Here is a 22481-nt window from a genome sequence, read left to right as displayed (position 1 = left end):
GCGGGGTGGAGCAGTCTGGCAGCTCGTCGGGCTCATAACCCGAAGGTCGCAGGTTCAAATCCTGCCCCCGCTACCAACTTCATATCGGCGCCAACCGGTTTGATGAATGAGGAAAAGCTTGCATGTTTTGAAGCTATGCCTCATAATTCCGCTTCTGATGCGGGGTGGAGCAGTCTGGCAGCTCGTCGGGCTCATAACCCGAAGGTCGCAGGTTCAAATCCTGCCCCCGCTACCAAGTAAAGAATGCGCCTTCGAAGTCCTGCTTCGAAGGCGTTTTTCTTTTGTGCTTCCGCTCGATCCGCCGGGCATGGCCCGGCGAGCGCAGCGGCAGGTTCAAGGGTGGTCCAAGCCTTGCACCAGCGCGGTGCAGTCGCTATCATCAGCGGCCTAGCAGTACCCCTGAAGGCGGCCTCCCAGCGGGAGTCCACACCGGAAGGAGGGCCGCAACCGGCAGGCAATGCAGGTTGCAACCGGAATCCAGTCACCGGAGTCTTTCCGGAAAAGGGGCCCAGCGGGCCCTTTGTCGTTTCCGGGGCGTCATGTTTCCACGCCGGCCAAGGCCGGCACCCAACCAAGAGATCAAGGCAGGCTGTGAGCGACAAGGCAACCGACATCGCGAATCTGCTCGCCCCGACCGTTGTGTCGCTGGGCCTGGAGCTGCTGGGCGTTGAGTATCTGCCGGCCCCCGGCGGTGCGACCCTGCGCCTTTACATCGACGTGCCGCTGGCTGAGCAGCCGGAGCGCATCATCAATGTCGACGACTGCGAGCGGGTCAGCCGCGAAGTGTCGGCACAGATGGACGTCGAAGACCCGATCAGCGGCAACTACACGCTGGAAGTGTCTTCGCCGGGTGTCGATCGTCCGCTGTTCAACCTGGAGCAGTTCGGCCGTCACCTCGGCGAGTCGGCCAAGGTCACGCTGAAGCTGCCGCAGGACAACCGTCGTCGCCTGCAGGGCCGCATCGAGGCGATCGACGAAGCCGCGGGCGCCATCACCTTCATTGTCGACAAGGCCGAAGTGGTCGTGTCGGCGGACAACATCGACAAGGCACGGATCATGCCCGACTGGGTCGCGCTGGGGCTCGCCCCGAGCAAGCCGACCGGTCCGGCACCGAAGCGTCCGAAGCCGAAAACGAATTCTTCTTCCAACGAGCCGGCGGCAAAGAAGCCGCGCGCGGAGTGAGCCAATGAGCAAGGAACTGTTGCTGGTAGTCGACGCAGTCGCCAACGAGAAGGGCGTGCCGCGTGAAGTGATCTTCGATGCCATCGAGGCCGCCCTGGCCTCGGCAGCGAAGAAGCGCTATCCCGACGAGGAAGTGCTGACCCGCGTGGTCATCGACCACAAGGATGGCAGCTACGAAACCTTCCGCCGCTGGGAAGTGGTGGCCGATGACGTGGTCATGGAATCGCCGGATCGCCAGATCCGCCTGATGGATGCCGTCGACGAAGCCGAAGGCGTGGACGTCGGCGATTACATCGAAGAGCAGATCGAAAACCCGGATTTCGGCCGCATCGCCGCCCAGGCTGCCAAGCAGGTGATCGTGCAGCGCGTGCGCGAAGCCGAGCGCCAGCAGGTCGTGGATGCATGGAAGGACCGTGTCGGCGAGCTGATCACCGGCGTGGTCAAGCGCGCCGAGCGCGGCAACATCTATGTCGACCTGGGCGGCAACGCCGAAGGCTTCATTCCGAAGGACAAGGGCATTCCGCGCGACGTGCTGCGCGCCGGTGACCGCGTGCGCGGCTACCTGGCCGAAGTGCGCTCGGAACCGCGTGGCCCGCAGCTGTTCATCAGCCGCGCCGCCCCGGAATTCATGATCGAGCTGTTCAAGCTGGAAGTGCCGGAAGTCGGCCAGGGCCTGGTGGAAATCAAGGCCTGTGCCCGTGATCCGGGTGACCGCGCCAAGATCGCCGTGCTCGCCCACGACCAGCGCACCGATCCGATCGGTGCCTGCATCGGCATGCGCGGTTCGCGCGTGCAGGCCGTGTCCAACGAGCTCAATGGCGAGCGCGTGGACATCGTGCTGTGGAACGACAATCCGGCCAACTTCGTCATCAATGCGATGGCACCGGCTGAAGTGCAGTCGATCATCGTCGATGAAGACAAGCATTCGATGGACCTGGCCGTGGCGGAAGACCGCCTGGCCCAGGCGATCGGCAAGGGCGGCCAGAACGTGCGCCTGGCCAGCCGCCTGACCGGCTGGCAGCTCAACGTGATGACCCAGGACCAGGTCACCGCCAAGTCGGAGGCCGAGCAGGCTTCGGCCCGCCAGCTGTTCATGGACAAGCTGGAAGTGGACGAGGAAATCGCCGGCATCCTGGTCAGCGAAGGCTTCGGCACCGTCGAGGAAATCGCATATGTACCGGTCGGCGAACTGCTGGCCGTGGAAGGTTTCGACGAGGACATCGTCGAAGAGCTGCGCGCTCGTGCCCGCGATGCGCTGCTCAATGAGGCCCTGGCAGTCGAGGAAGGCCTTGAAGACGGCCAGCCGGCGCAGGACCTGCTGTCCCTGAAGGGCATGGACGAAGCCACCGCGTATGCGCTGGCCGGCCACGGCGTGCGTACCAGCGAGGAGTTGTCCGACCTGGCCGCCGACGAGGTCATGGACTTCGGCATCGAAGGGCTGGACCAGGCGCGCGCCGCTGCGCTGATCCTGGCCGCGCGTGCCGAGGAGATCGCCCGACTGGAACGCGGCGAATGAGCCGGCAATGAACAGGGCCCTGAGCCGATCAGGGCGTAGAATCCGCGCCACCTCCAGATGCGGGGGGGCGCCCACAAGATCATAGGATCCGAATGTCGCAGCAAACCACCATCCGCAAGCTTGCCGAACTGGTCAACACGCCGGTCGAAAAACTGCTGGAACAGCTGGCCGGTGCCGGCATGAAGTTCAGCGGTCCCGACCAGGTCGTGACCAGTTCTGAAAAAGTGAAGCTTCTGGGCTTCCTCCGTCGTTCGCACGGCAAGCCCGAGCAGGCCCCGGAAGAGACTGATCAGTCTGCAAAGAAGATCACGCTCAACCGTCGGAAGCAGCAGGAAGTGACGGTCAATTCCGGTCGCAGCAAGACGACCGTGAACGTCGAGGTGCGCCAGAAGCGTACCTACGTCAAGGCTGATGGTGGTCGCGCGATGACCCCGGACGAAGAGCGCGCCGACATCCTGCGCAAGCTGGAAGAGTCGCGTGCGCGCAACCTTGCCGAGCAGCAGGCGCTGGCCGAGAAGGACCGCCTGCGTGACGAGGCCATCGTCCGCGCCCGCGAGGAAGAAGTCGCGGCCAAGGAACGTGCCGAGGCCGAGAAGAAGGCGGCCGAGGAAGCTGCGGTTGCCGCCAAGGCGGCCGAAGCGCTCGCTGCCAGCCAGCCCAAGGTGCGTGCACCCATCGATGAAACCGCGCCGCGCCCGCCGCGTGCGCCCGCTGCAGCCCCGGCCGCGCCGCGTGGTGCGCCGCCGCGCAGCGACGATCGCAACAACCGCAGCGCGCCGCGCAATGAGCGCGGCCCGGGCGACCGCTTCGCCGGCCAGATGCATCTGTCGGCGGCCGACCGTGCGCGTCGTGGCAACAGCAACAACAGCAACAACCGTGGTCGTCCGGGTAGCCGGAACCAGGCCGGTGGCCGTCGTGACATGTCGCGCGGTGGCAACAACGCCGGTCCGCACGGCTTCGAGCGTCCGACCGCACCGGTAGTGCGTGAAGTGGCGATCGGCGAGACCATCACCGTGGCCGACCTGGCGCAGAAGCTCGCGCTGAAGGGCGGCGAGGTGGTCAAGGCGCTGTTCAAGATGGGCGTGATGGCCACCATCACCCAGTCCATCGACCATGACACCGCCGCGCTGGTCACCGAAGAGCTGGGCCACAAGGCCATTCGTGCCAACGACAACGATGCCGAAGACGCACTGCTGGCCTCCGCTGGCGAGAACCAGGGCGAAGCCGTGCAGCGTCCGCCGGTGGTCACCATCATGGGCCACGTCGACCACGGCAAGACCTCGCTGCTGGATTACATCCGCCGTACCAAGGTCGCCACTGGCGAAGCCGGCGGCATCACCCAGCACATCGGTGCCTACCACGTCGATACGCCGAAGGGCGTCATCAGCTTCCTGGACACCCCGGGCCACGCCGCGTTCACCTCGATGCGTGCCCGCGGTGCCAAGCTGACCGACATCGTGGTGCTGGTGGTTGCAGCCGACGACGGCGTCATGCCGCAGACCAAGGAAGCGATCCAGCACGCCCGTTCGGCGGGTGTGCCGCTGATCGTGGCCATCAACAAGATCGACAAGTCCGGCGCCGACCCGATGCGGGTCAAGAACGAACTGCTGTCCGAGCAGGTCGTGGCCGAAGACTTCGGTGGTGACATCCAGATGGTGGAGATCTCGGCCAAGACCGGCCTGGGCATCGACGACCTGCTGGACGCGGTGTCGGTACAGGCCGAGCTGCTGGAACTGAAGGCTGTCGACGAAGGTCGCGCCAATGGTGTTGTCATCGAATCCTCGCTGGACAAGGGCCGCGGCCCGGTCGCGACGGTGCTGGTGCAGCAGGGCCGCCTGAAGAAGGGCGACTACCTGGTGTGCGGCATCCAGTATGGCCGCGTGCGTGCACTGTTCGACGAAACCGGCAAGCAGCCGGAGTTTGCCGGACCGTCCATCCCGGTACAGGTCCTGGGCCTGTCCGGCGTGCCGGAAGCCGGTGACGACTTCGTCGTCGTCGACGACGAGCGCCTGGCCAAGGACGTTGCCCAGCAGCGTGAAACCAAGCGCCGTGAATCGCGCCTGGTCGCCACCGCTGGCAGCCGCATGGAAGACATCATGGCGACCCTGGGCAAGGGCGAGGGCCAGCAGGTCCTCAACCTGGTCATCAAGGCCGACGTGCAGGGTTCGGTGCAGGCGCTGAGCCAGGCACTGGTCGCGCTGTCCAACGAAGACATCCGCATCAACGTGATTCACTCCGGCGTGGGCGGCATCACCGAGTCGGACGCCAATTCGGCGGCCGCTTCGAAGGCCACCGTCATCGGCTTCAATGTGCGTGCGGATGCTTCGGCCCGCCGCATCATCGAATCCAACGGCGTGGATCTGCGTTACTTCTCGATCATCTATGACGTGATCGATCAGGTGAAGCAGGTGGCCTCCGGTCTGCTGGGCGTGGAGATCCGCGAAGAGATCATCGGTATCGCCGAGGTCCGCGACGTGTTCCGCAGCTCCAAGCTGGGCGCCGTGGCCGGCAGCATGGTCATCGAGGGTGTGGTCAAGCGCAATAAGCCGATCCGCGTCCTGCGCGACAGCGTGGTGATCTTCGAAGGCGAGCTGGAATCGCTGCGTCGCTTCAAGGAAAACGTCGAGGAAGTCCGCAACGGTACCGAATGCGGTATCGCGGTGAAGGCCTACAACGACGTCAAGCCGGGTGACCAGATCGAGTGCTTCGAGCGTATCGAAGTGCCGCGCACCCTGTAATGCTGTGCAGTGGCCCGACCAACGGTCGGGCCCTGCCATGATGTAGAACCCGACCAACGGTCGGGTACCATGTAGATGTAGCGCCCGACCGTTGGTCGGGCGACAACTGAACCAAGAGTCCCTCGTGCCCAAGACTTTCCACCGAACCGACCGTGTCTCCGCCCAGCTGCGCCGTGAACTCGGCACCCTGGTGCACAACGCCGTGCGCGAGCATGGGTTGCCCTCGGTGAGCGTGTCCGACGTGGAAATCACCCGCGACATGGCCCATGCCAAGGTGTTCGTCACCGCACTGATGCCCGAGCGTTCGGCCGAAGCCGTCGCCGGCCTGAAGGAGCTGGGCTATCGCCTGCGCATGGACCTGGCCCGGGCGATGAAGCTGCGCCATGTGCCTGAGCTGCATTTCCACTACGACGACTCGGTCGATCGCGGTGAGCATATCGACAACATCCTGCGCGACCTGCCCGATACGCTGGCCGCGGAGAAGCGTCGCGAAGGCGACGACGAATAACCGCGCGACGCCGGGCATGCCCCGGCGCTACCCGTACCTGTCATGACCCGAATTCAGTTCCGCCGCCTGGATGGCATCCTGCTGCTCGACAAGTCCGCCGGCATGAGCTCCAACGCCGCCCTGCAGGTGGCACGCCGCCTGTTCCGTGCCGAGAAGGGCGGCCACACTGGCAGCCTGGATCCGTTGGCCACCGGCCTGCTGCCGCTGTGCTTCGGCGAGGCGACCAAGATTGCCGGCCTGCTGCTGGGCTCGGCCAAGGCCTATGACGCCGAGATCGTGCTTGGCCAGACCACCGACACCGACGATGCCGAGGGCCAGGTGCTGCTGCAGCGGCCGGTGCCGCAGATCAGTGCCGAGGCGCTGCAGGCCGCGCTTGCAGCGCTGACCGGCAGCATCCGCCAGCGTGCCCCGATCTATTCGGCGCTGAAGCAGGGGGGGGAACCGCTGTACGTGAAGGCCCGCCGCGGGGATGCCATCGAGGCACCCGAGCGCGAGGTCCAGGTGCACGCCATCGAGGTGCTGGAGCAGCAGCCGGAGCGGTTGCGCCTGCGCGTGACCTGTGGCTCGGGCACCTACATCCGCAGCCTGGCCCGTGACCTCGGTGAAAGCCTGGGCTGCGGTGCCCACATCAGTGCGCTGCGCCGGCTCTGGGTTGAGCCCTTCCATCAGCCGGCCATGGTCACCCTGGACCAGCTGCGGGCGATGGTCGAGGCGGGCGACGAGGCCGGCATGGACGCGCTGCTGCTGCCGCTGGCTGCCGGCCTGGCTGAATACCCACGGGTTGAGCTGGATGCCGACCAGGTCCACCGCTTCTGTGTCGGCCAGCGCCAGCGCGATCCGTCCTGGCCGCGCGGACTGGTTGCCGTGTTTGGTCCGGACGCTGTTGTCCAGGGACTGGGCCAGGTCGATGACAGCGGGCTGCTGGCGCCGCAGCGTCGTTTCAACCTCTGACCCGGGCAGGCCGGTTCAGCCCCGGACCTTGTCCCGGAGCCCCCTGGCCGTTACAATTTCGCGGCCGTTTTCCGGCAGCCTGCCTTGCGCAGGTTTCATCCTCGTAGTCCACGGCGAGCCTGGCGGTGCGCGAAGCGCGTTCCTGCCGGCCACGCATCACTGAGAAAAAAGAAATGTCGATCGACACCCAGAAGGTCATTGAAGACAACAAGCGCAGCTCGGCTGACACCGGCTCCCCGGAAGTCCAGGTTGCACTGCTGACCGCCCGCATCGAACTGCTGACCGGCCACTTCAAGACCCACAAGAAGGACCACCACAGCCGCCGCGGCCTGCTGCAGATGGTCAACCGCCGTCGCAGCCTGCTCGACTACCTGAAGAAGAAGGACGTCGAGCGTTACAAGGCCCTGATCGAGAAGCTTGGCCTGCGTCGCTAAGCAACGAATCCCCCGCGGCGCAGCGATGCGCCGCGGTTTTGTTTTGTAGCACCGCAATCCCCGATTCAGGCCGGAACGATCCGGTCACCCGCTGGCGGCAAGGGTCGCCGACGGTCCAATTCGCAGACAGCATCCCCAAGGACATCCATCCGTGGCAAAAATCACCAAAACCTTCCAGTACGGCAAGCACACCGTCACGCTTGAGACTGGCGAAATCGCCCGCCAGGCCGGTGGCGCCGTCATCGTCAAGTTCGACGACACCGTGCTGCTGGTCTCCGCCGTTGCCGCCAAGAGCGCGCGTGAGGGCCAGGACTTCTTCCCGCTGACCTGCGACTATCAGGAGAAGTTCTACGCCGGTGGCCGCATCCCGGGTGGCTTCTTCAAGCGTGAAGGCCGCGCGACCGAGAAGGAAACCCTGATCTCGCGCCTGATCGATCGTCCGATCCGTCCGCTGTTCCCGGAAGACTACAAGAACGAAGTCCAGATCATCGCCACGGTGATGTCGCTGAACCCGGAGATCGACGGTGACATCCCGGCACTGATCGGTGCATCGGCCGCGCTGTCGCTGGCCGGCACCCCGTTCAAGGGCCCGATCGCTGCCGCCAAGGTCGGTTACAAGGACGGTGAGTACATCCTCAACCCGACCGTGTCCGAGCTGAAGGATTCGCAGCTGGAGCTGGTTGTTGCCGGTACCGCCAACGCCGTGCTGATGGTGGAATCCGAAGCCGCGCTGCTGTCCGAAGACGTGATGCTGGGCGCCGTGACCTTCGGTCACCGCGAAATGCAGAAGGTCATCAACGCCATCAACGAGCTGACCGTCGAAGCCGGCACCAAGCCGTCGACCTGGGAAGCCCCGGCCAAGAACACCGCGCTGATCAGCGCCGTGCAGGAAGCGGTCGGCCCGCGCCTGGGCGAAGCCTTCCAGGTGCGTGACAAGCTGCAGCGCCGTGACGCCATCTCGGCGATCAAGAAGGACGTGGTCGAGTCGCTGGCCGGCCGCGTTGCCGCCGAAGGCTGGAACCCGGCCGAGCTGTCGAAGGAATTCGGCGAGCTGGAATACAGCACCATGCGCAACTCGGTGCTGGACACCAAGGTCCGCATCGACGGCCGTGCGCTGGACACCGTCCGCCCGATCGCGGTGAAGACCAGCGTGCTGCCGCGTACCCACGGTTCCTCGCTGTTCACCCGTGGTGAGACCCAGGCCATCGTGACCATCACCCTGGGCACCGCCCGTGATGGCCAGGTCATCGATGCCGTCTCCGGTGAGTACAAGGAAAACTTCCTGTTCCACTACAACTTCCCCCCGTACTCGGTGGGTGAGACCGGCCGCATGATGGGCCCGAAGCGTCGCGAGATCGGTCACGGCCGTCTGGCCAAGCGCGGCGTGCTGGCAGTGATGCCGTCGCTGGAGTCGTTCCCGTACACCATCCGCGTCGTCTCGGAAATCACCGAGTCGAACGGTTCCTCGTCGATGGCCTCGGTCTGCGGTTCGTCGCTGGCCCTGATGGACGCCGGCGTGCCGGTGAAGGCCCCGGTTGCCGGTATCGCCATGGGCCTGGTCAAGGAAGGCGATCGCTTCGTCGTCCTGTCCGACATCCTGGGTGATGAAGATCACCTGGGCGACATGGACTTCAAGGTTGCCGGTACCGCTGAGGGCATCTCCGCCCTGCAGATGGACATCAAGATCGAAGGCATCACCGAAGAGATCATGAAGCAGGCTCTGCAGCAGGCCAAGGCTGGCCGTCTGCACATCCTGGGCGAAATGGCCCACGGCCTGACCGCTCCGCGTGAAGAGCTGTCGGACTACGCGCCGCGCCTGCTGACCATCAAGATCCACCCGGACAAGATCCGCGAAGTGATCGGCAAGGGTGGTTCGACCATCCAGGCCATCACCAAGGAAACCGGCACCCAGATCGACATCCAGGATGACGGCACCATCGTCATCGCTTCGGTCAACGCCATCGCTGCGCAGGCTGCCAAGGCCCGCATCGAGCAGATCACCTCGGACGTCGAGCCGGGCCGCATCTACGAAGGCAAGGTCGCCAAGATCATGGACTTCGGTGCGTTCGTCACCATCCTGCCGGGCAAGGATGGTCTGGTGCACGTGTCGCAGATCTCCAGCGACCGCGTCGAGAAGGTCGGCGACGTGCTGAAGGAAGGCGATGTGGTCAAGGTCAAGGTGCTGGAAGTGGACAAGCAGGGCCGTATCCGCCTGTCGATGAAGGCCGTTGAAGAAGGAGACGCCGTCAGCGCCGAATAATCGGCCAACGGCTGATCACGGTAGGTGTCAACCTTGGTTGACACACCACCGCTGACATCGCTGGAATGAAAAAGCGGGCTTCGGCCCGCTTTTTCTTTGCCTGTCATCCCGTGCGCTCCAGCCGCTATGCTTCGGCCATGGACACCCTGCGCCTGCTCGACCTTGAAATCGATCGCCCGGCGCAGCGCGTCAGTCGCAACGGTGAAGCACTGCCGGTCAGCGGCCTCAGCTGGACCCTGCTGGATGTGCTTCTTGCGCACGGCACCGACGTTGTGGATTTCGACACGCTGGCCGCGCAGGTCTGGGCCCCTGCGGTGGTCGGCGAAGCTGCGGTCAGCCAGCGGGTGAAGCTGCTGCGCCAGGCCCTCGGCGATGACAGTCGGCGTCCGCGCTACATCCGCTCGGTACGTGGTCGCGGCTACCAGCTGTGCGCGCCGCCACGGCCGGCCAGCGCGTCGCCCAAGCGATCATCGCGCGCCCGCAGGCTCGGTTGGGGTGTGGCGGCTGTCGCGGTGCTGGGCATGGCCGCCACACTGTTGCTGTTGCCTCGGTCGACGCCGCAGAGCGCGGGGCAGTCGCTGTTGCAGCGTGCCGATTACTACGCGAGCATCGGCCAGGCCAACAACAACCGCGTGGCCATCACTCTGTACCGGCAGGCCCTGCAGGCTGATCCGGAATCCGTGTTGGCCCGGCGTGGCCTGTCCCGTGCGCTGGCTGCACAGGGCTGTCTGTTCAACGGCACGCCCGAGCAGTTGCGCGAAGCACTGGCATTGGCCGAGCAGGAACGCCAGCGCGCGCCTCGCGATGCTGCTGCGCACGCCCTGTGGGGGTATGCGCAGGACTGTCTGGGCGATATGCGGCAGGCGATCACCGGCTACAGCCGTGCCATCGAACTCGAGCCCGGCGACGAGCGCAGTCGCGCATCGCTGGCCTACCTGCAGCAGGAGCGCGGCCAGCTCGCCACAGCGCTGCAGGCCAACCTGTCCTTGAAGGCCCCCGAGCGCATCCGCTTCCGTGATGTGCAGGTCGCGCGCGAGCTGGAACTGCTGGGCTTCACCCGGGCGGCCGCGCTTCGCCACGCGCGCAATTTCCAGCTGTACCCGGACAACGTCTTTTCCAACATCGCCTGGCCGCGCAGCCTGTACTTGGCCGGCGCGCCGCAGCAGGCCAGGCAGGCGCTGGACGAGGCGCTGGCGCGTGGCACGCCGCATCCGCAACTGCTGCGCCTGCAGGGCGAACTAGCGTTGCTGGCCGGCGACGCGTTCGAGCGTGGTCGCCAGCTACGGCCGCAGCAGTCGCTGGGCCAGACCCTGGCGTTGTTGCACGGCGTGGGGGCGGCAGACGGCGCGTGGATCGACCAACGCCTGCAGCAGCTCGCTGCCAACGCAGGCGCCGGCGACGGCTGGCCCGATGCGGCGCTGGAACGGGCGCTGCTGTTGCAGGCCCGGGGCCGTGCAGGCGACGCTGTGGCTGCACTGCAGCAGGCGGTCGATGACGGTTTCCGCGACGTAGCGTGGCTGCGTGCCACGCCTCTGTTCGTGCCACTGCGCAGCGCGCCCGGCTGGCCGGCCCTGCTGCAGCGGCTGGATGCCGACATCGCCCGGCAACGTGCGCGGGTGCTGGCCGCCAGCTGGCGGCCGGACGACCTGGCCGCGCTCAGTGCAGCGCCGGCAGCAGGAACTCGGTGAGGATCCGTCGCGACTGTGGATGGGCGAAGCTGCGGTTGAACGCCTGGCTGGTGACCACCACGACCACGCGTTGCTCCGGCACCACGAACACATAGTTGCCGCCATTGCCGGACATCGCCCACACCGTGCGCGGTGAACCCTGTACGCCCAGCTTCAGGCCCCACCACTGGTAGCCGTAGTCGCTGCCATCGGAAGTGGTTGCCTGCGCCTGCACCATCGCCTCGATGTAGTCCTTGGGGACCAGCTGGCGACCCTGCCATCGGCCATCATCGAGCACGAGCTGGCCGAAGCGGGCCAGATCACGCGTGCGGTAACGGGTGCCGCCGCCGCCCATGCCGATACCCTCCGGCGAACGGTTCCACTGGCTGTGGATGATGCCCAGCGGGCGCTCCAGCACCCGTGCAGCGTAATCGGCCAACGACTGCCCACTGGCCTGCTCAAGCACCGCGCCCAGTACGAACGGGTTGGCGGTGCAGTAAGCGAACGCGCGCCCGTGCGGGCTGTGCTGCGGCCGCTGCATCCACGGCGCGAAGCCCTTCACCGGCAAGCTCAGTGCAAAGTCCAGCCACTTCTCGGTCACGTACATGCGTTCCTCGTGGCCGGCCGAGAACGGGTTCTCGTCATCGCACTCCCACAGGCTGCTCATGGTCAGCAGGTCCTGCACGGTGGTGGCGCGCAGGCGGGGGTCGACCGCGTGCCGGGCAGTGAAGGTCGGAAAGTAGTCGTACACCCGGGCCTGCACGCCGGGCAGGGTGCCATCGCCAATGGCGGCACCGACCAGCAGCGCGGTCACGCCCTTGCTGGCCGATCGTACGTCGTGCAGGGTCTGCGCGTCGGCGCCGTTGAAGTAGCCCTCGTAGACCACATTGCCATCGACCTGCAGCAGCACGCTGCGGATCTGTTTCAGTTCATCGCTGGCGATGGCCTGCTGCAGCGCCTGCAGACGGGCCGGATCGGGGGGTGTGGCGCGGGCCGCGAAGGGCAGGGTGCAGACCGCGTAGAGCAGGGTGAGGACAGACAGGATCGAACGCATCGTCGGACTCCATCGAAAGGGAGCCCGATTGAGCCTGCGCTGCGTCTGAAGTGCTGGAAGCCGGCCTGAAGAATTCTGAAGGCCTTGTGCGACAAGGCCCGGCGCTCGCCCCTACTCGGCCTCTTCGTCCTCCCCCAGCCACCAGACCTGGCCTGGCTTCGGGTCGCTCATCGGGTGCTCGCGCTGTTCGATGGCCTCCAGCACCCGGCCGGGGGCTGCAGCGACCCACACCGCCATGAGCTTTTCCACCGCAGCCCGGCCCTGTGCGGCCACGCCGAGGTCACGTTCGCGTCTCCATTGGTCTTCATCTGGCGCCTCATCACCATGCTGGTGCGGCGTGCCGTAGCTGCAGCGGCGGCACAGTCGGCGCACGGTGGCCGTCCAGTCCTCGACCATGCCGATGCCGGGCAGCGTGATGGCCTCCAGGGCAGCGATGTCATCGGCCGAATCACACTGCACGAACACGGTGAAGGTCGCCATGTCCGATGCCTGCAAGCGCTGCATCGCGTTGAACACCGGCACTTGGCGCTCCCCGTAGGTGCGATGGCCGGTTGATGCGCCGTCGTGCAGCACGATGTCGCCGAAGCGGAAACCGCTTTCGGGCAGGGGTACGTTGTCGATGCGTGCACGCACCGGATCAATGCGGCTCATATACACCACTTCGGCATCGGACCACGGTGCCAAGCGCACGCAGGCCACGCCGAAGTTGCCCTCGATCGGGCCTTCGACCTCGGGAAGGGTGATGCCACAGCGGGCCCATTGGCGGCGTGCTTCAGCCCAGTCACCGACACCGGTGGCGGCGATGCCGGCATTCCACGCGGTGGCTTCATCGAACTCGCCGCGTAGCTGTTCCGATTGCAGGTTGTCCTGCAGTGAGGCAGCCCAGTCGCGCAGGTATTTGTGCGCCAATCCGCGCGTGTAATGCAGGTACGGCACTTCGGGAGCGAGCGCGATCAGCTCGCCGAACAGCGCCACCGCCTGCTGCAGGTCGCCCTCGCGGAAGAGGGCGTAGGCGCGTGCCTCCAGTGCCTGGCGTTCGTCGAGGATTTCGTTGTCCAGCAGGTCGCCGTCGTCGAGTGTGTCGTGGTCGGTGCTCATGTCCATGCGCGATTGAAGGTCCGCAGCTACCTTAGCCGATGCATGAGGGCCGGCGTCGGTGCGTGTCCTGCTGCAGTGCATGAGGGTCGTTGCATGACTACCGTGTTGTCGTCACTCGGCAGGGTGTGCCTGTCCACTGGACGACATGCCGCGACAACCGTCCCACAGCCCCATCGGTTTGCTAACGTGGCTGCGCCTTTGAACCGGGAGATCCCATGTTCCGCCAGACCGTGGCCGTCCTTGCCGTGCTGATTGCCGGTGCCTTGCCCATCGCCGCGCACGCCTTGCCGGCGCAGCCGCCGATCTTCGGTGCCTACTACCCAGGTGGTTCGGCCGAGCGCTACCCGGTGTCGAGCATTCCCGCCGAGCGCCTGACCCATCTGTTCTACGCGTTCTCCACCATCGAGGACGGCCGCTGCACGGTTGGTGCGGAAGCGCCGAAGAACTTCGCCGCGCTGGCTGAACTAAAAAAGGCGCATCCGCACCTGCGCACGCTGATTTCGATCGGTGGCTGGGGCGCGGGTGGGTTTTCCGATGCAGCACTGACCGAGGCCAGCCGCAAGCGCCTGGTCGACTCGTGCATGGCGCTGTTCTTCGATCGTCATGCTGGCAGTTTCGATGGCGTGGACATCGACTGGGAATTCCCGGTCAGCGGTGGGCCGAAGGAGCTGGCGCACCGCCCGCAGGATCGCGCCAACCTGACCAAGCTCGCGCAGGCGTTCCGCGCGGCACTCGACGCGGGCGGCCGCAAGGCGGGGCAGCCGATGCTGCTGACTGCAGCGCTGGCGGCCGGTCGCCTGCAGACCGATGGCCCCTACGATCCCGCGGCGAGCTATGACCTGCCGGCTTTGGCCAGGGTGTTCGATTTCATCAACCTGATGAGCTACGACATGGGCACCGGCTTCTCGGCGGTGTCGACCTTCAATGCGCCACTGCACGAGGTGTCGGCTGACCCGCTGGCGCCGGAACTGCGACGTTGGAACAACGTGGCCGGCGCGGTGCAGTACTACCGCGAGCACGGCGTGCCGGCCGACAAGCTGGTGCTGGGCGTGCCGTTCTACGGACGCGGCTTCAAGGTCACCGGCGATGCTGCCGACGGGTTGTACCAGGCCTACAGTGCTCCGGCCGATGCTGGCGACTGGCGGGTGATCAAGGCGCGTTTTCTCGACCAGCCGGGTTGGACGAAGCACTGGCAGCCGCAGGCGCAGAGCCCCTGGCTGTACAACCCGGAGCAGAAGATCTTCATCAGCTATGAAGACCCGCGCTCGATCGGCCTGCGTGCGCAGTTCGCCCGCGAGCAGGGCCTGGCCGGGGTATTCATGTGGGAGCTGACCGGCGACGACGAACAAGCCAGCCTGCTCAACGCGATGCTGGGCCCGTGGCAGAAGGCCCGCATCGGCGATTGAGTTGCATCAGGCGATGTCCGGCACAATGCCGCAACGCCATCGGCCCAACCCCGCACAGCATGTCCATGCCTGCAGCGTTACGCTGCGGGCATGATCCATCTCGAACGCTTGGACCATCTGGTCCTCACCGTCGCAGACATCGACCGCAGCTGTGATTTCTACCAGCGCGTGCTCGGCATGCAGGTCGTGCGCTTCGGCGCAGGCCGTACCGCGCTGCAGTTCGGCCAGCAGAAGATCAATCTGCATCCGGCCAGTGCCCCGCTGCAGCCGCATGCGTTACGACCCACCCGGGGCAGTGCCGATCTGTGCCTGGTCACGCGTACGGCGTCAGTCGATGTGCTGGCCCACCTGCAGGCGCAGTCCGTCGCGGTGGAGGAGGGGCCGGTTGCACGCACCGGCGCGCTGGGACCGATCGAATCGGTGTACTTCCGCGACCCGGATGGCAATCTGATCGAAGTGAGTCGGTACCCGGCCCCGGCGGACTTTCGATAGCGCCGGGCCATGCCCGGCGTAGGCTCAATCGGCCCAGACGCTGTTCGGATCGCCGTGGCGGGCACGGCGCTGGCTGGCCACCGCCAGGCGGGCGAAGCCGAAGGCCATGGCCAGCGCGATCGCATCGACCCAGAACAGCGGCCAGTGGCCGCGCGCGGCCGCGCGCCACAACCAGTCACCATTGAGTGCGCCGTGCACGACCGGCACCAGCGCGGTACTGATCGCTGCGGCCCACAGCAACTCGCGTGCGGCCTGTGCCGGCCGTCGCAGTGCTGCCCACAACGCGCACAACACCCAGCTGCCGAAGCAGGCCCAGCGGATGCCGTGGTCGACCGTGGAGGGGGCCAGCCGCTCCAGCACCAGAGCGGTGACGAATGCGACCGAGATCGCCACGCAGAGGCCGATGCAGACGCCGACCGTGGCCCGCGCCATGTTCACTCCGGCGCGTGGCTGCTGCGGCTGGCGGCGTTTGCGCCGCGACTCGATCCACAGCAGGTTGCCCGAGTAGAATAGGAAGGCGCCACCCAGGCCGAGCAGGAAGTAAAGCCAGACCACCACGCCGTTGCCGAACTCGCCGAAGTGCAGCGCATAGGCAGCGCTGAGCGTGGCATGGTTGGCGTCGCGCTGGCCGGGCAGCTGGGAAGCCAGGACGTTGCCGGTAGCCACGTCCAGCGCCACCGCGCCGAGCGGGCCGAGGGTGCCGCTGGATTCACCGGTGATCTCGATGGTGGCGTTGGCGTCGCCGGCATTGGCCAGCTTCAGGTAGGCCGGCTCGAAACTGGCCACACCCTGTGCCCGCGCGACTTCCAGTGCCCGTGCATGCAGCACGCGCAGGCTGCCCGGCGGCGCCGGGACGCCAGTGGCCTCGCGCACCGGTGCGGTGTCCATCGCCGTCGGCACTGCCTGCAGCGCCTTGCCGTCGTAGATCAACGGATTGAGCAGTGCCATCTGCACGAATACCAGGCAAAGCAGAGCGCCGGTCACCGCGAACATCAGGTGGAAGGGCAGGCTGAGCACGCCGATCACGTTGTGCGCGTCCTGCCACAACTGCTTGAGATTGCGGCCGGGACGCAGTGCGAACAGGTCGCCGAACAACTTCGGCAGGTGGATCACCAGGCCGCTGAGCAGGGCCATGCCATACAGCAGGCTGACGATGCCCATGACGTAGATGCCGGCCACCGGCAGGCCGAGGCTGTAGTGCAGTTCGTTGACCAGTTCGGCCAGCCCGGTCTGCGGCGGCGTCGGACTGCCGGCGATCTGCCCTGGCCAGGCGTAGCGCCAACTGCCGTCGTCCGCCTGCCAGTACGCCAGCGGTTGCGGGTGTTCAGCGCCGGGGAAGGTCATTCCGATGTGGCGGCGCGCCTCCGGATGCGCGGCCAGCACGTCTTCCAGCAGGTACTGTGCGTCGTCCAGGCCTGCCGGCAATGCGCTGGCTGCGCCCGGGGTCTGCCATAGCGGCAGGTCGTGGTGGAACAGGGTCAGTGCACCGGCATAGAAGGCTACGAACAGGCCGAAGCCGGCGACCAGGCCGACCCAGGTGTGCAGGGTGGTGAACGTGCGCAGGGTCTGCGAACTGAACTTCATGGGGTGTGTCTCATTGCACCGCGCCGGTGAGGCGCAGCAGCCCGAGCGCGGCAAAGCCGACGGCGGCACTGCCCGCCAGCACCAGCCAGGCGCGCAGCGCACTGCGGAAGCTGAATGCCCACAGGGCGGCCAGCATCCATAGCGGGATGAAAGCGATCAGGGTGGGGACCAGGGCACGCTGCCAGGGGCCGGGCGGCAGCCACGCCAGCAGGCCGGTTACAGCGGCTGCCAGGAAGAAGCCGGCAACAATGCCGGCGAAGGCGCGCGGCCACATCAGGGCGACTCCGTGCCGGGACGATGCCAGGCGGCCAGTGCCGGCAGCAGCATCGCCGCCAGCATCCAGGTGCACAGCATCGCCACCAGGCCGGCAGCAAATCCGAGCTCGGCCATCCACAGCCACAGCGCGGCAACGGCCGCGACCAGGCCGATCTGCCGCCCGAGGCGGCCGGCGCGGCGCAGGCGTGGCCAGCGGCAGTGCGTCGAGGCGGCATAGAACGCCAGCGCCGAGAACATCGCTGCCAGCATGCCCAGGCTGCAGAAGCCGAGCGTGGAAAGGCCGACGGTGATCATTGCGCGCGACCGGCGCCGCAGCGGGCGGGCGAACGCGGGGCACGGGCGGGGCCGGCGGGAGCCGGTCGGAGCGGGTGGCGCATCACGGGGTCCTGGGGGAAGCGGGCAGGCTGGCACGGGGCGACCTGCGCCGACATGGTAATCATTGCAATTTGACGCCGCCAGCGAAGCCCATTCAGCGGGCCGTACGGTAGCCCTTGGGCTTTCCCGTGCGCTGGTTTAAGATCATTGTTGAATCCTGACTGGAACAAGGTGGCCCGCGCCCAGCGCCGGCCGAGCGTGCGACATGAGCACTACCACCGCCCACTGTTGACCTGCCCCCGAAGGCCCGAGTTCCCGGCGCCCTCGCGGCGCTTTTTTATTGCCCGGGCGCTGGCCCGGAACCGCTTTCCAGCCCGCCCGCGCGGGCCCCGCACGAAGCCACTGCGATGATCAACATTACTCTTCCCGACGGCAGCCGCCGCGAATTCGAAAACCCCGTCAGCGTCATGGACGTTGCCCAGTCGATCGGTGCCGGCCTGGCCAAGGCCACCATCGCCGGTTCGGTCGATGGTGTGCTGGTCGATGCCAGCGATGTCATCGACCACGATGCCAGCCTGCGCATCATCACCGCCAAGGACGAGGAGGGCGTGGAAATCATCCGCCATTCCTGTGCACACCTTGTTGGCCACGCCGTCAAGCAGCTGTACCCGGACGTGAAGATGGTGATCGGTCCGGTGATCGCCGAGGGTTTCTATTACGACATCTATTCCGAGCGCCCATTCACGCCCGAAGACATGGCTGCGATCGAAAAGCGCATGGGCGAGCTGATCGCCCAGGACTACGACGTCATCAAGAAGGTGACGCCGCGCGCCGAGGTGGTCGAGATCTTCAAGGCCCGTGGCGAGGACTACAAGCTGCGCCTGATCGAGGACATGTCCGACGATATCCAGGCGATGGGCATGTACTACCACCAGGAGTACGTGGACATGTGCCGCGGCCCGCACGTGCCGAACACGCGTTTCCTGAAGGCCTTCAAGCTGACCCGCATTTCCGGTGCCTACTGGCGTGGTGATGCGCAGAACGAGCAGCTGCAGCGCATCTACGGCACCGCCTGGGCCGACAAGAAGCAGCTCGAGGCGTACATCAAGCGCATCGAGGAAGCCGAGATGCGCGACCACCGTCGCATCGGCAAGCAGCAGGACCTGTTCCACCTGCAGGAAGAGGCCCCGGGCCTGGTGTTCTGGCACCCGAAGGGCTGGGCGCTGTGGCAGGTGGTCGAGCAGTACATGCGCAAGGTGTACCGCAGCACCGGCTACGGCGAAGTGCGCTGCCCGCAGATCCTGGACGTGTCGCTGTGGCAGAAATCGGGCCACTGGGACAACTACCAGGACGCGATGTTCTTCACCGAATCGGAGAAGCGTACCTACGCGCTCAAGCCGATGAACTGCCCGGGCCACGTCCAGGTGTTCAACCAGGGCCTGCACAGCTACCGCGACCTGCCGATCCGCTATGGTGAGTTCGGCGCCTGCCACCGCAACGAGCCATCTGGCGCGCTGCACGGCATCCTGCGCGTGCGTGGTTTCACCCAGGACGACGGGCACGTGTTCTGCACCGAAAACCAGGTCGAGGCCGAAGTGACCGCGTTCCACCAGCAGGCGCTGGCGGTGTACCAGCACTTTGGCTTCGATGAGATCCAGGTCAAGATCGCCTTGCGACCGGAATCGCGCCTGGGTGACGACGCCACCTGGGACAAGGCCGAAGCCGCGCTGCGCTCGGCACTGTCCAGCAATGGCGTGGAATGGCAGGAGCTGCCGGGCGAGGGCGCCTTCTACGGCCCGAAGATCGAGTACCACCTGAAGGACGCCATCGGCCGTACCTGGCAGCTGGGCACGATGCAGGTCGACTTCATGATGCCCGGCCGCCTCGGCGCGGAGTACGTGGACGAGAACAGCCAGAAGAAGCACCCGGTCATGCTGCACCGGGCCATCGTCGGCTCGATGGAGCGCTTCCTGGGCATCCTGATCGAGCACCATGCAGGGCAGTTCCCGGCCTGGCTGGCGCCGACCCAGGTGGTGGTGGCCAATATCACCGACGCCCAGGCTGAATACGTCTCGGACGTGACCAAAACCCTTGCGGATCAAGGCTTCCGCGTCAGCGCGGATTTGCGTAACGAGAAGATCGGCTATAAGATTCGCGAGCACACGCTGCAGCGCGTGCCGTACCTGCTGGTCATCGGTGACCGCGAGAAGGAAAACGGCGCTGTGGCGGTGCGTACGCGTTCTGGCGAAGATCTCGGCAGCATGAGCCTCCAGGCCTTCATCGAGCGGCTCCAGGCCGAGGGCGCGTAAGCAAAGGTCCGGCCCGTGCGCATTGGCGCCCGGGCCGGGTTCGACACCCTTGGGAGATCGCAATATCAGTACCCCTGACAACAAACAGAACCGCAAGAATCAGGAAATCCGTGTGCCGCGCGTCCGCGTGATCGGCAGTGACGGAGAAATGATCGGCGTGTTGACGCGTGACGAAGCGTTGTCCATGGCCGAAGATGAGGGCCTGGACCTGGTCGAGATCCAGCCGCAGGCCGACCCGCCGGTCTGCAAGATCATGGACTTCGGCAAGTTCAAGTTCGAAGCGCAGAAGAAGGCCAGCGAGGCCAAGAAGAAGACCAAGCAGGTCGAGATCAAGGAAGTGAAGTTCCGTCCGGTCACGGACGAGGGCGACTACCAGATCAAGCTGCGCAAGATGCGCGGTTTCCTTGAAGAAGGCGACAAGATCAAGGTCAACATCCGCTTCCGTGGCCGTGAAATGAGCCACCAGGAACTGGGTCGCGAGATGGCCAACCGGATCGAGTCCGATCTGGGTGAAGACATCGTCATCGAGTCCCGTCCGCGCCTGGAAGGGCGTCAGATGGTCATGATGATCGCGCCGAAGAAGAAGACCTGAGGCCTGACGGGCTGCCTTCCGGGGCGCCTGGCGGCTGAATGGAAAGGCAAAAGGGCGCCGCTGGCGCCCTTTTGCCTTTGTGCGGGCGGCTCCGCCGCCTGCGATGTGAAGACCGGCGTGAAATGGGTGGCAGGGGCTGGTGATGGCCCCTGTTTGCCTGTATCATGCCCGGCTCGACCCACCCAGGACGGGTCGTACGCCGATCATGGCAGGACGGAAAGAGCGGCCCAGGCCGCCGCCAGATCAGTCAGAAACCAGGGTCATATCCCATCAAGGACATTGCAATGCCCAAGATCAAGACCAACCGGGCAGCGGCCAAGCGTTTCCGCAAGACCGCCTCGGGCAAGTACAAGTGCGGCCACGCCAACCGTAGCCACATCCTCACGAAGAAAGCGACCAAGCGTAAGCGTAATCTGCGTCAGACGGGCCATGTCCGTGCAGAAGACGCAGGCCGTCTGGACCGCATGCTCCCTTACCTCTGAGGAACTGAAAAATGGCACGAGTTAAGCGTGGCGTACAGGCGCGTCGCCGCCACAAGAAAATTCTGGATCTCGCCAAGGGCTATTACAACGCCCGTCGCAAGGTCTTCCGCGTTGCCAAGCAGGCGGTCATCAAGGCACAGCAGTACGCCTACATCGGCCGTAAGCAGAAGAAGCGCAACTTCCGTTCGCTGTGGATCACCCGCATCAATGCGGCTGCCCGCATCAATGGTCTGAGCTACAGCCGCTTCATGAACGGTCTGCTGAAGGCCGGCATCACCCTGGATCGCAAGGTCCTGGCTGACATCGCCGTGCACGACGCAGCCGGCTTTACCGCACTGGCCGAAAAGGCCAAGGGCGCGCTGGCGGCATAAGTCCTTCCCGATGCCGTAACCGTTCCTCGGAACGGTGTCAGGTCAAGGCAATGCATGGGGAAGGGCGCAAGTCCTTCCCCATTCTTTTTTGGGTCCCGGCGTGGCCACAGCGGCAGCGCGGGGACGGCGGTGGCGACAGGGGTCGGCCCTTCGCGCATCGCGATGGCAGATCGACTGGAGTTCCGGCCCCCCATGAGCGACATCCAATCCCTCACCACCCAGGCGCTGGCCGATGTGGCCGCCGCACAGAGCCCCGACGTGCTGGAACAGCTGCGCGTGGCCCTGCTTGGCAAGAGCGGCAGCATCACTTCGCAGCTCAAGCAGCTCGGCGCGTTGCCGGCTGACGAGCGCAAGGCTGCCGGTGAAGCCATCAACCAGGCCCGCGATGCGCTGAGTCACGCGCTGGGCGAGCGCAAGGCGGTATTGGAAGACGCCGCACTGGACGCGCGCCTTGCCGCCGAATCGATCGACATCACCCTGCCGGGCCGCAGCGCCGAGCGCGCCGGCCTGCATCCGATCACCCGCACCCTTGAGCGCATCACCGGCATCTTCGGCCGGCTGGGCTACGAGCTGTCGGAAGGGCCGGAGATCGAGGATGACTGGCACAACTTCGAGGCGCTGAATTTCCCGCCGCACCACCCGGCGCGCGCCATGCACGACACCTTCTACTTTGGCGACGGCCGTCTGCTGCGCACGCACACCTCCGGTGTGCAGGTGCGCTACATGGGCGACCACGCGCCGCCGCTGCGCATGATTGCCGCCGGCAAGGTGTACCGCAGCGACAGCGACCAGACCCATTCGCCGATGTTCCACCAGGTGGAAGGCCTGCTGGTTGATGAGCATTCGACCTTCGCCGACCTGAAGGGCACGCTGGCCGAGTTCGTACGCGCGTTCTTCGAGCGCGATTTCGAAATGCGTTTCCGCCCCAGCTACTTCCCGTTCGTTGAACCGGGCGCGGAAGTGGACATCGCCTGGCAGCAGCCCGATGGCAGCACCCGCTGGCTGGAAGTGCTCGGCTGCGGCATGGTTCATCCGAACGTGCTGCGCAATGTCGGCATCGATCCGGAGCGCTACACCGGCTTCGCCTTCGGCATGGGCGTGGAGCGCTTCGCGATGCTGCGCTACGGCGTCAACGATCTGCGCGCGTTCTTCGAGAACGACGTGCGGTTCCTGAAACAGTTCGCGTAAACCACCAGGTAGCGCCGGGCCATGCCCGGCGGACTCAACAACGCAGGCCCAGGCGCAT

The 22481-nt window shown here is 65.9% G+C and carries 20 protein-coding genes and 2 tRNA genes; 17 read left to right on the top strand and 5 right to left on the bottom strand.

Going from position 1 to position 22481, the window contains the following annotated elements:
• The 10 genes from AC07M7_RS06695 (at position 1) to AC07M7_RS06650 (ending at position 11277) form a co-directional block, all read left to right on the top strand.
• Positions 1–76, top strand: a tRNA-Met gene (locus AC07M7_RS06695).
• Between the two features lie 82 nt (positions 77–158).
• Positions 159–235: transfer RNA gene (locus AC07M7_RS06690), tRNA-Met, on the top strand.
• A 356-nt stretch (positions 236–591) separates the two neighbouring features.
• Positions 592–1182, top strand: coding sequence for a ribosome maturation factor RimP (gene rimP, locus AC07M7_RS06685; RefSeq protein ID WP_006381060.1), 591 nt, complete (start codon positions 592–594; stop codon positions 1180–1182).
• A gap of 4 nt (positions 1183–1186) precedes the next feature.
• The gene (gene nusA / locus AC07M7_RS06680) at positions 1187–2698 is read left to right on the top strand and encodes a transcription termination factor NusA (protein ID WP_006381058.1); all 1512 of its coding nucleotides are present in this window, start codon (positions 1187–1189) and stop codon (positions 2696–2698) included.
• Positions 2699–2790: 92 nt separating this feature from the next.
• A complete protein-coding gene (infB, locus tag AC07M7_RS06675) occupies positions 2791–5436 on the top strand; it encodes a translation initiation factor IF-2 (RefSeq protein ID WP_046983970.1) in 2646 nt (881 codons plus the stop codon).
• A gap of 124 nt (positions 5437–5560) precedes the next feature.
• The gene (gene rbfA, locus AC07M7_RS06670; RefSeq protein ID WP_012511702.1) at positions 5561–5944 is read left to right on the top strand and encodes a 30S ribosome-binding factor RbfA; all 384 of its coding nucleotides are present in this window, start codon (positions 5561–5563) and stop codon (positions 5942–5944) included.
• Positions 5945–5986: 42 nt separating this feature from the next.
• Positions 5987–6895, top strand: coding sequence for a tRNA pseudouridine(55) synthase TruB (gene truB / locus AC07M7_RS06665; protein ID WP_495206987.1), 909 nt, complete (start codon positions 5987–5989; stop codon positions 6893–6895).
• Positions 6896–7068: 173 nt separating this feature from the next.
• Positions 7069–7329: a 30S ribosomal protein S15 gene (gene rpsO, locus AC07M7_RS06660; RefSeq protein WP_005410445.1), complete on the top strand. Its 261-nt coding sequence runs from the start codon at positions 7069–7071 to the stop codon at positions 7327–7329.
• Positions 7330–7480: 151 nt separating this feature from the next.
• Positions 7481–9589, top strand: coding sequence for a polyribonucleotide nucleotidyltransferase (gene pnp / locus AC07M7_RS06655; protein WP_046983968.1), 2109 nt, complete (start codon positions 7481–7483; stop codon positions 9587–9589).
• Positions 9590–9726: 137 nt separating this feature from the next.
• Positions 9727–11277 carry a winged helix-turn-helix domain-containing protein gene (locus tag AC07M7_RS06650; RefSeq protein ID WP_495206986.1) on the top strand — a complete coding sequence of 517 codons (1551 nt, stop codon included), beginning with the start codon at positions 9727–9729 and terminating at the stop codon, positions 11275–11277.
• Here AC07M7_RS06650 and AC07M7_RS06645 read toward each other — a convergent pair.
• Complete coding sequence (locus tag AC07M7_RS06645) at positions 11246–12310, bottom strand: serine hydrolase domain-containing protein (RefSeq protein ID WP_482997751.1); 1065 nt, start codon at positions 12308–12310, stop codon at positions 11246–11248. The genes AC07M7_RS06650 and AC07M7_RS06645 overlap by 32 nt on opposite strands.
• Before the next feature lie 111 nt (positions 12311–12421).
• On the bottom strand, positions 12422–13408 hold the full coding sequence (locus tag AC07M7_RS06640) for a tetratricopeptide repeat protein (protein WP_495206985.1): 987 nt from the start codon (positions 13406–13408) through the stop codon (positions 12422–12424).
• 215 nt (positions 13409–13623) lie between these two features.
• On the opposite strand from AC07M7_RS06640, the gene AC07M7_RS06635 reads away from it, so the two are divergent.
• Together AC07M7_RS06635 and AC07M7_RS06630 are read left to right on the top strand one after the other, a co-directional pair.
• Entirely contained in the window at positions 13624–14814 is a 1191-nt protein-coding gene (locus AC07M7_RS06635; RefSeq protein ID WP_495206984.1) for a glycoside hydrolase family 18 protein, read from the top strand.
• 90 nt (positions 14815–14904) lie between these two features.
• Positions 14905–15306 carry a VOC family protein gene (locus AC07M7_RS06630; RefSeq protein ID WP_482997752.1) on the top strand — a complete coding sequence of 134 codons (402 nt, stop codon included), beginning with the start codon at positions 14905–14907 and terminating at the stop codon, positions 15304–15306.
• A 24-nt stretch (positions 15307–15330) separates the two neighbouring features.
• Here the strand turns inward: AC07M7_RS06630 and AC07M7_RS06625 are convergent, their stop codons facing one another.
• The 3 genes from AC07M7_RS06625 to AC07M7_RS06615 are packed head-to-tail and all read right to left on the bottom strand — an operon-like array spanning position 15331 to position 17460.
• Positions 15331–16890: a PepSY-associated TM helix domain-containing protein gene (locus AC07M7_RS06625; protein WP_495206983.1), complete on the bottom strand. Its 1560-nt coding sequence runs from the start codon at positions 16888–16890 to the stop codon at positions 15331–15333.
• 10 nt (positions 16891–16900) lie between these two features.
• Positions 16901–17164, bottom strand: coding sequence for a hypothetical protein (locus tag AC07M7_RS06620; RefSeq protein ID WP_046983965.1), 264 nt, complete (start codon positions 17162–17164; stop codon positions 16901–16903).
• Entirely contained in the window at positions 17164–17460 is a 297-nt protein-coding gene (locus tag AC07M7_RS06615) for a hypothetical protein (protein WP_046983964.1), read from the bottom strand. Before AC07M7_RS06615 ends, AC07M7_RS06620 begins: the two co-directional genes overlap by 1 nt.
• Before the next feature lie 428 nt (positions 17461–17888).
• On the opposite strand from AC07M7_RS06615, the gene thrS reads away from it, so the two are divergent.
• From thrS to AC07M7_RS06590, 5 genes are all read left to right on the top strand, one after another.
• Positions 17889–19790, top strand: a complete 1902-nt coding sequence (gene thrS / locus AC07M7_RS06610; RefSeq protein ID WP_046983963.1) for a threonine--tRNA ligase — start codon at positions 17889–17891, stop codon at positions 19788–19790.
• 49 nt (positions 19791–19839) lie between these two features.
• Complete coding sequence (gene infC / locus AC07M7_RS06605; protein WP_136639961.1) at positions 19840–20382, top strand: translation initiation factor IF-3; 543 nt, start codon at positions 19840–19842, stop codon at positions 20380–20382.
• A gap of 284 nt (positions 20383–20666) precedes the next feature.
• Positions 20667–20864, top strand: a complete 198-nt coding sequence (gene rpmI / locus AC07M7_RS06600; protein WP_005410436.1) for a 50S ribosomal protein L35 — start codon at positions 20667–20669, stop codon at positions 20862–20864.
• A gap of 11 nt (positions 20865–20875) precedes the next feature.
• Positions 20876–21235 (top strand): 50S ribosomal protein L20, encoded by a 360-nt coding sequence (rplT, locus tag AC07M7_RS06595; protein ID WP_006380762.1) that lies wholly within the window; start codon positions 20876–20878, stop codon positions 21233–21235.
• A gap of 192 nt (positions 21236–21427) precedes the next feature.
• Entirely contained in the window at positions 21428–22423 is a 996-nt protein-coding gene (locus tag AC07M7_RS06590; RefSeq protein WP_012511694.1) for a phenylalanine--tRNA ligase subunit alpha, read from the top strand.
• Positions 22424–22481: the final 58 nt, after the last annotated feature.

The sequence above is a fragment of the Stenotrophomonas sp. GW821-FHT09E08 genome (assembly GCF_059416125.1).
This window is presented reverse-complemented; position numbering and strand designations above follow the sequence as displayed.

Excerpts from the sequence above, each read along its gene's own strand:
- nusA (WP_006381058.1), top strand. The coding sequence starts at position 1,187 with ATGAGCAAGGAACTGTTGCTGGTAGTCGACGCAGTCGCCAACGAGAAG.
- infB (WP_046983970.1), top strand. The coding sequence starts at position 2,791 with ATGTCGCAGCAAACCACCATCCGCAAGCTTGCCGAACTGGTCAACACG.
- truB (WP_495206987.1), top strand. The coding sequence starts at position 5,987 with ATGACCCGAATTCAGTTCCGCCGCCTGGATGGCATCCTGCTGCTCGAC.
- rpsO (WP_005410445.1), top strand. The coding sequence starts at position 7,069 with ATGTCGATCGACACCCAGAAGGTCATTGAAGACAACAAGCGCAGCTCG.
- AC07M7_RS06650 (WP_495206986.1), top strand. The coding sequence starts at position 9,727 with ATGGACACCCTGCGCCTGCTCGACCTTGAAATCGATCGCCCGGCGCAG.
- AC07M7_RS06645 (WP_482997751.1), bottom strand. The coding sequence starts at position 12,310 with ATGCGTTCGATCCTGTCTGTCCTCACCCTGCTCTACGCGGTCTGCACC.
- AC07M7_RS06640 (WP_495206985.1), bottom strand. The coding sequence starts at position 13,408 with ATGAGCACCGACCACGACACACTCGACGACGGCGACCTGCTGGACAAC.
- AC07M7_RS06635 (WP_495206984.1), top strand. The coding sequence starts at position 13,624 with ATGTTCCGCCAGACCGTGGCCGTCCTTGCCGTGCTGATTGCCGGTGCC.
- AC07M7_RS06630 (WP_482997752.1), top strand. The coding sequence starts at position 14,905 with ATGATCCATCTCGAACGCTTGGACCATCTGGTCCTCACCGTCGCAGAC.
- AC07M7_RS06625 (WP_495206983.1), bottom strand. The coding sequence starts at position 16,890 with ATGAAGTTCAGTTCGCAGACCCTGCGCACGTTCACCACCCTGCACACC.
- AC07M7_RS06620 (WP_046983965.1), bottom strand. The coding sequence starts at position 17,164 with ATGTGGCCGCGCGCCTTCGCCGGCATTGTTGCCGGCTTCTTCCTGGCA.
- AC07M7_RS06615 (WP_046983964.1), bottom strand. The coding sequence starts at position 17,460 with ATGATCACCGTCGGCCTTTCCACGCTCGGCTTCTGCAGCCTGGGCATG.
- thrS (WP_046983963.1), top strand. The coding sequence starts at position 17,889 with ATGATCAACATTACTCTTCCCGACGGCAGCCGCCGCGAATTCGAAAAC.
- rpmI (WP_005410436.1), top strand. The coding sequence starts at position 20,667 with ATGCCCAAGATCAAGACCAACCGGGCAGCGGCCAAGCGTTTCCGCAAG.
- rplT (WP_006380762.1), top strand. The coding sequence starts at position 20,876 with ATGGCACGAGTTAAGCGTGGCGTACAGGCGCGTCGCCGCCACAAGAAA.
- AC07M7_RS06590 (WP_012511694.1), top strand. The coding sequence starts at position 21,428 with ATGAGCGACATCCAATCCCTCACCACCCAGGCGCTGGCCGATGTGGCC.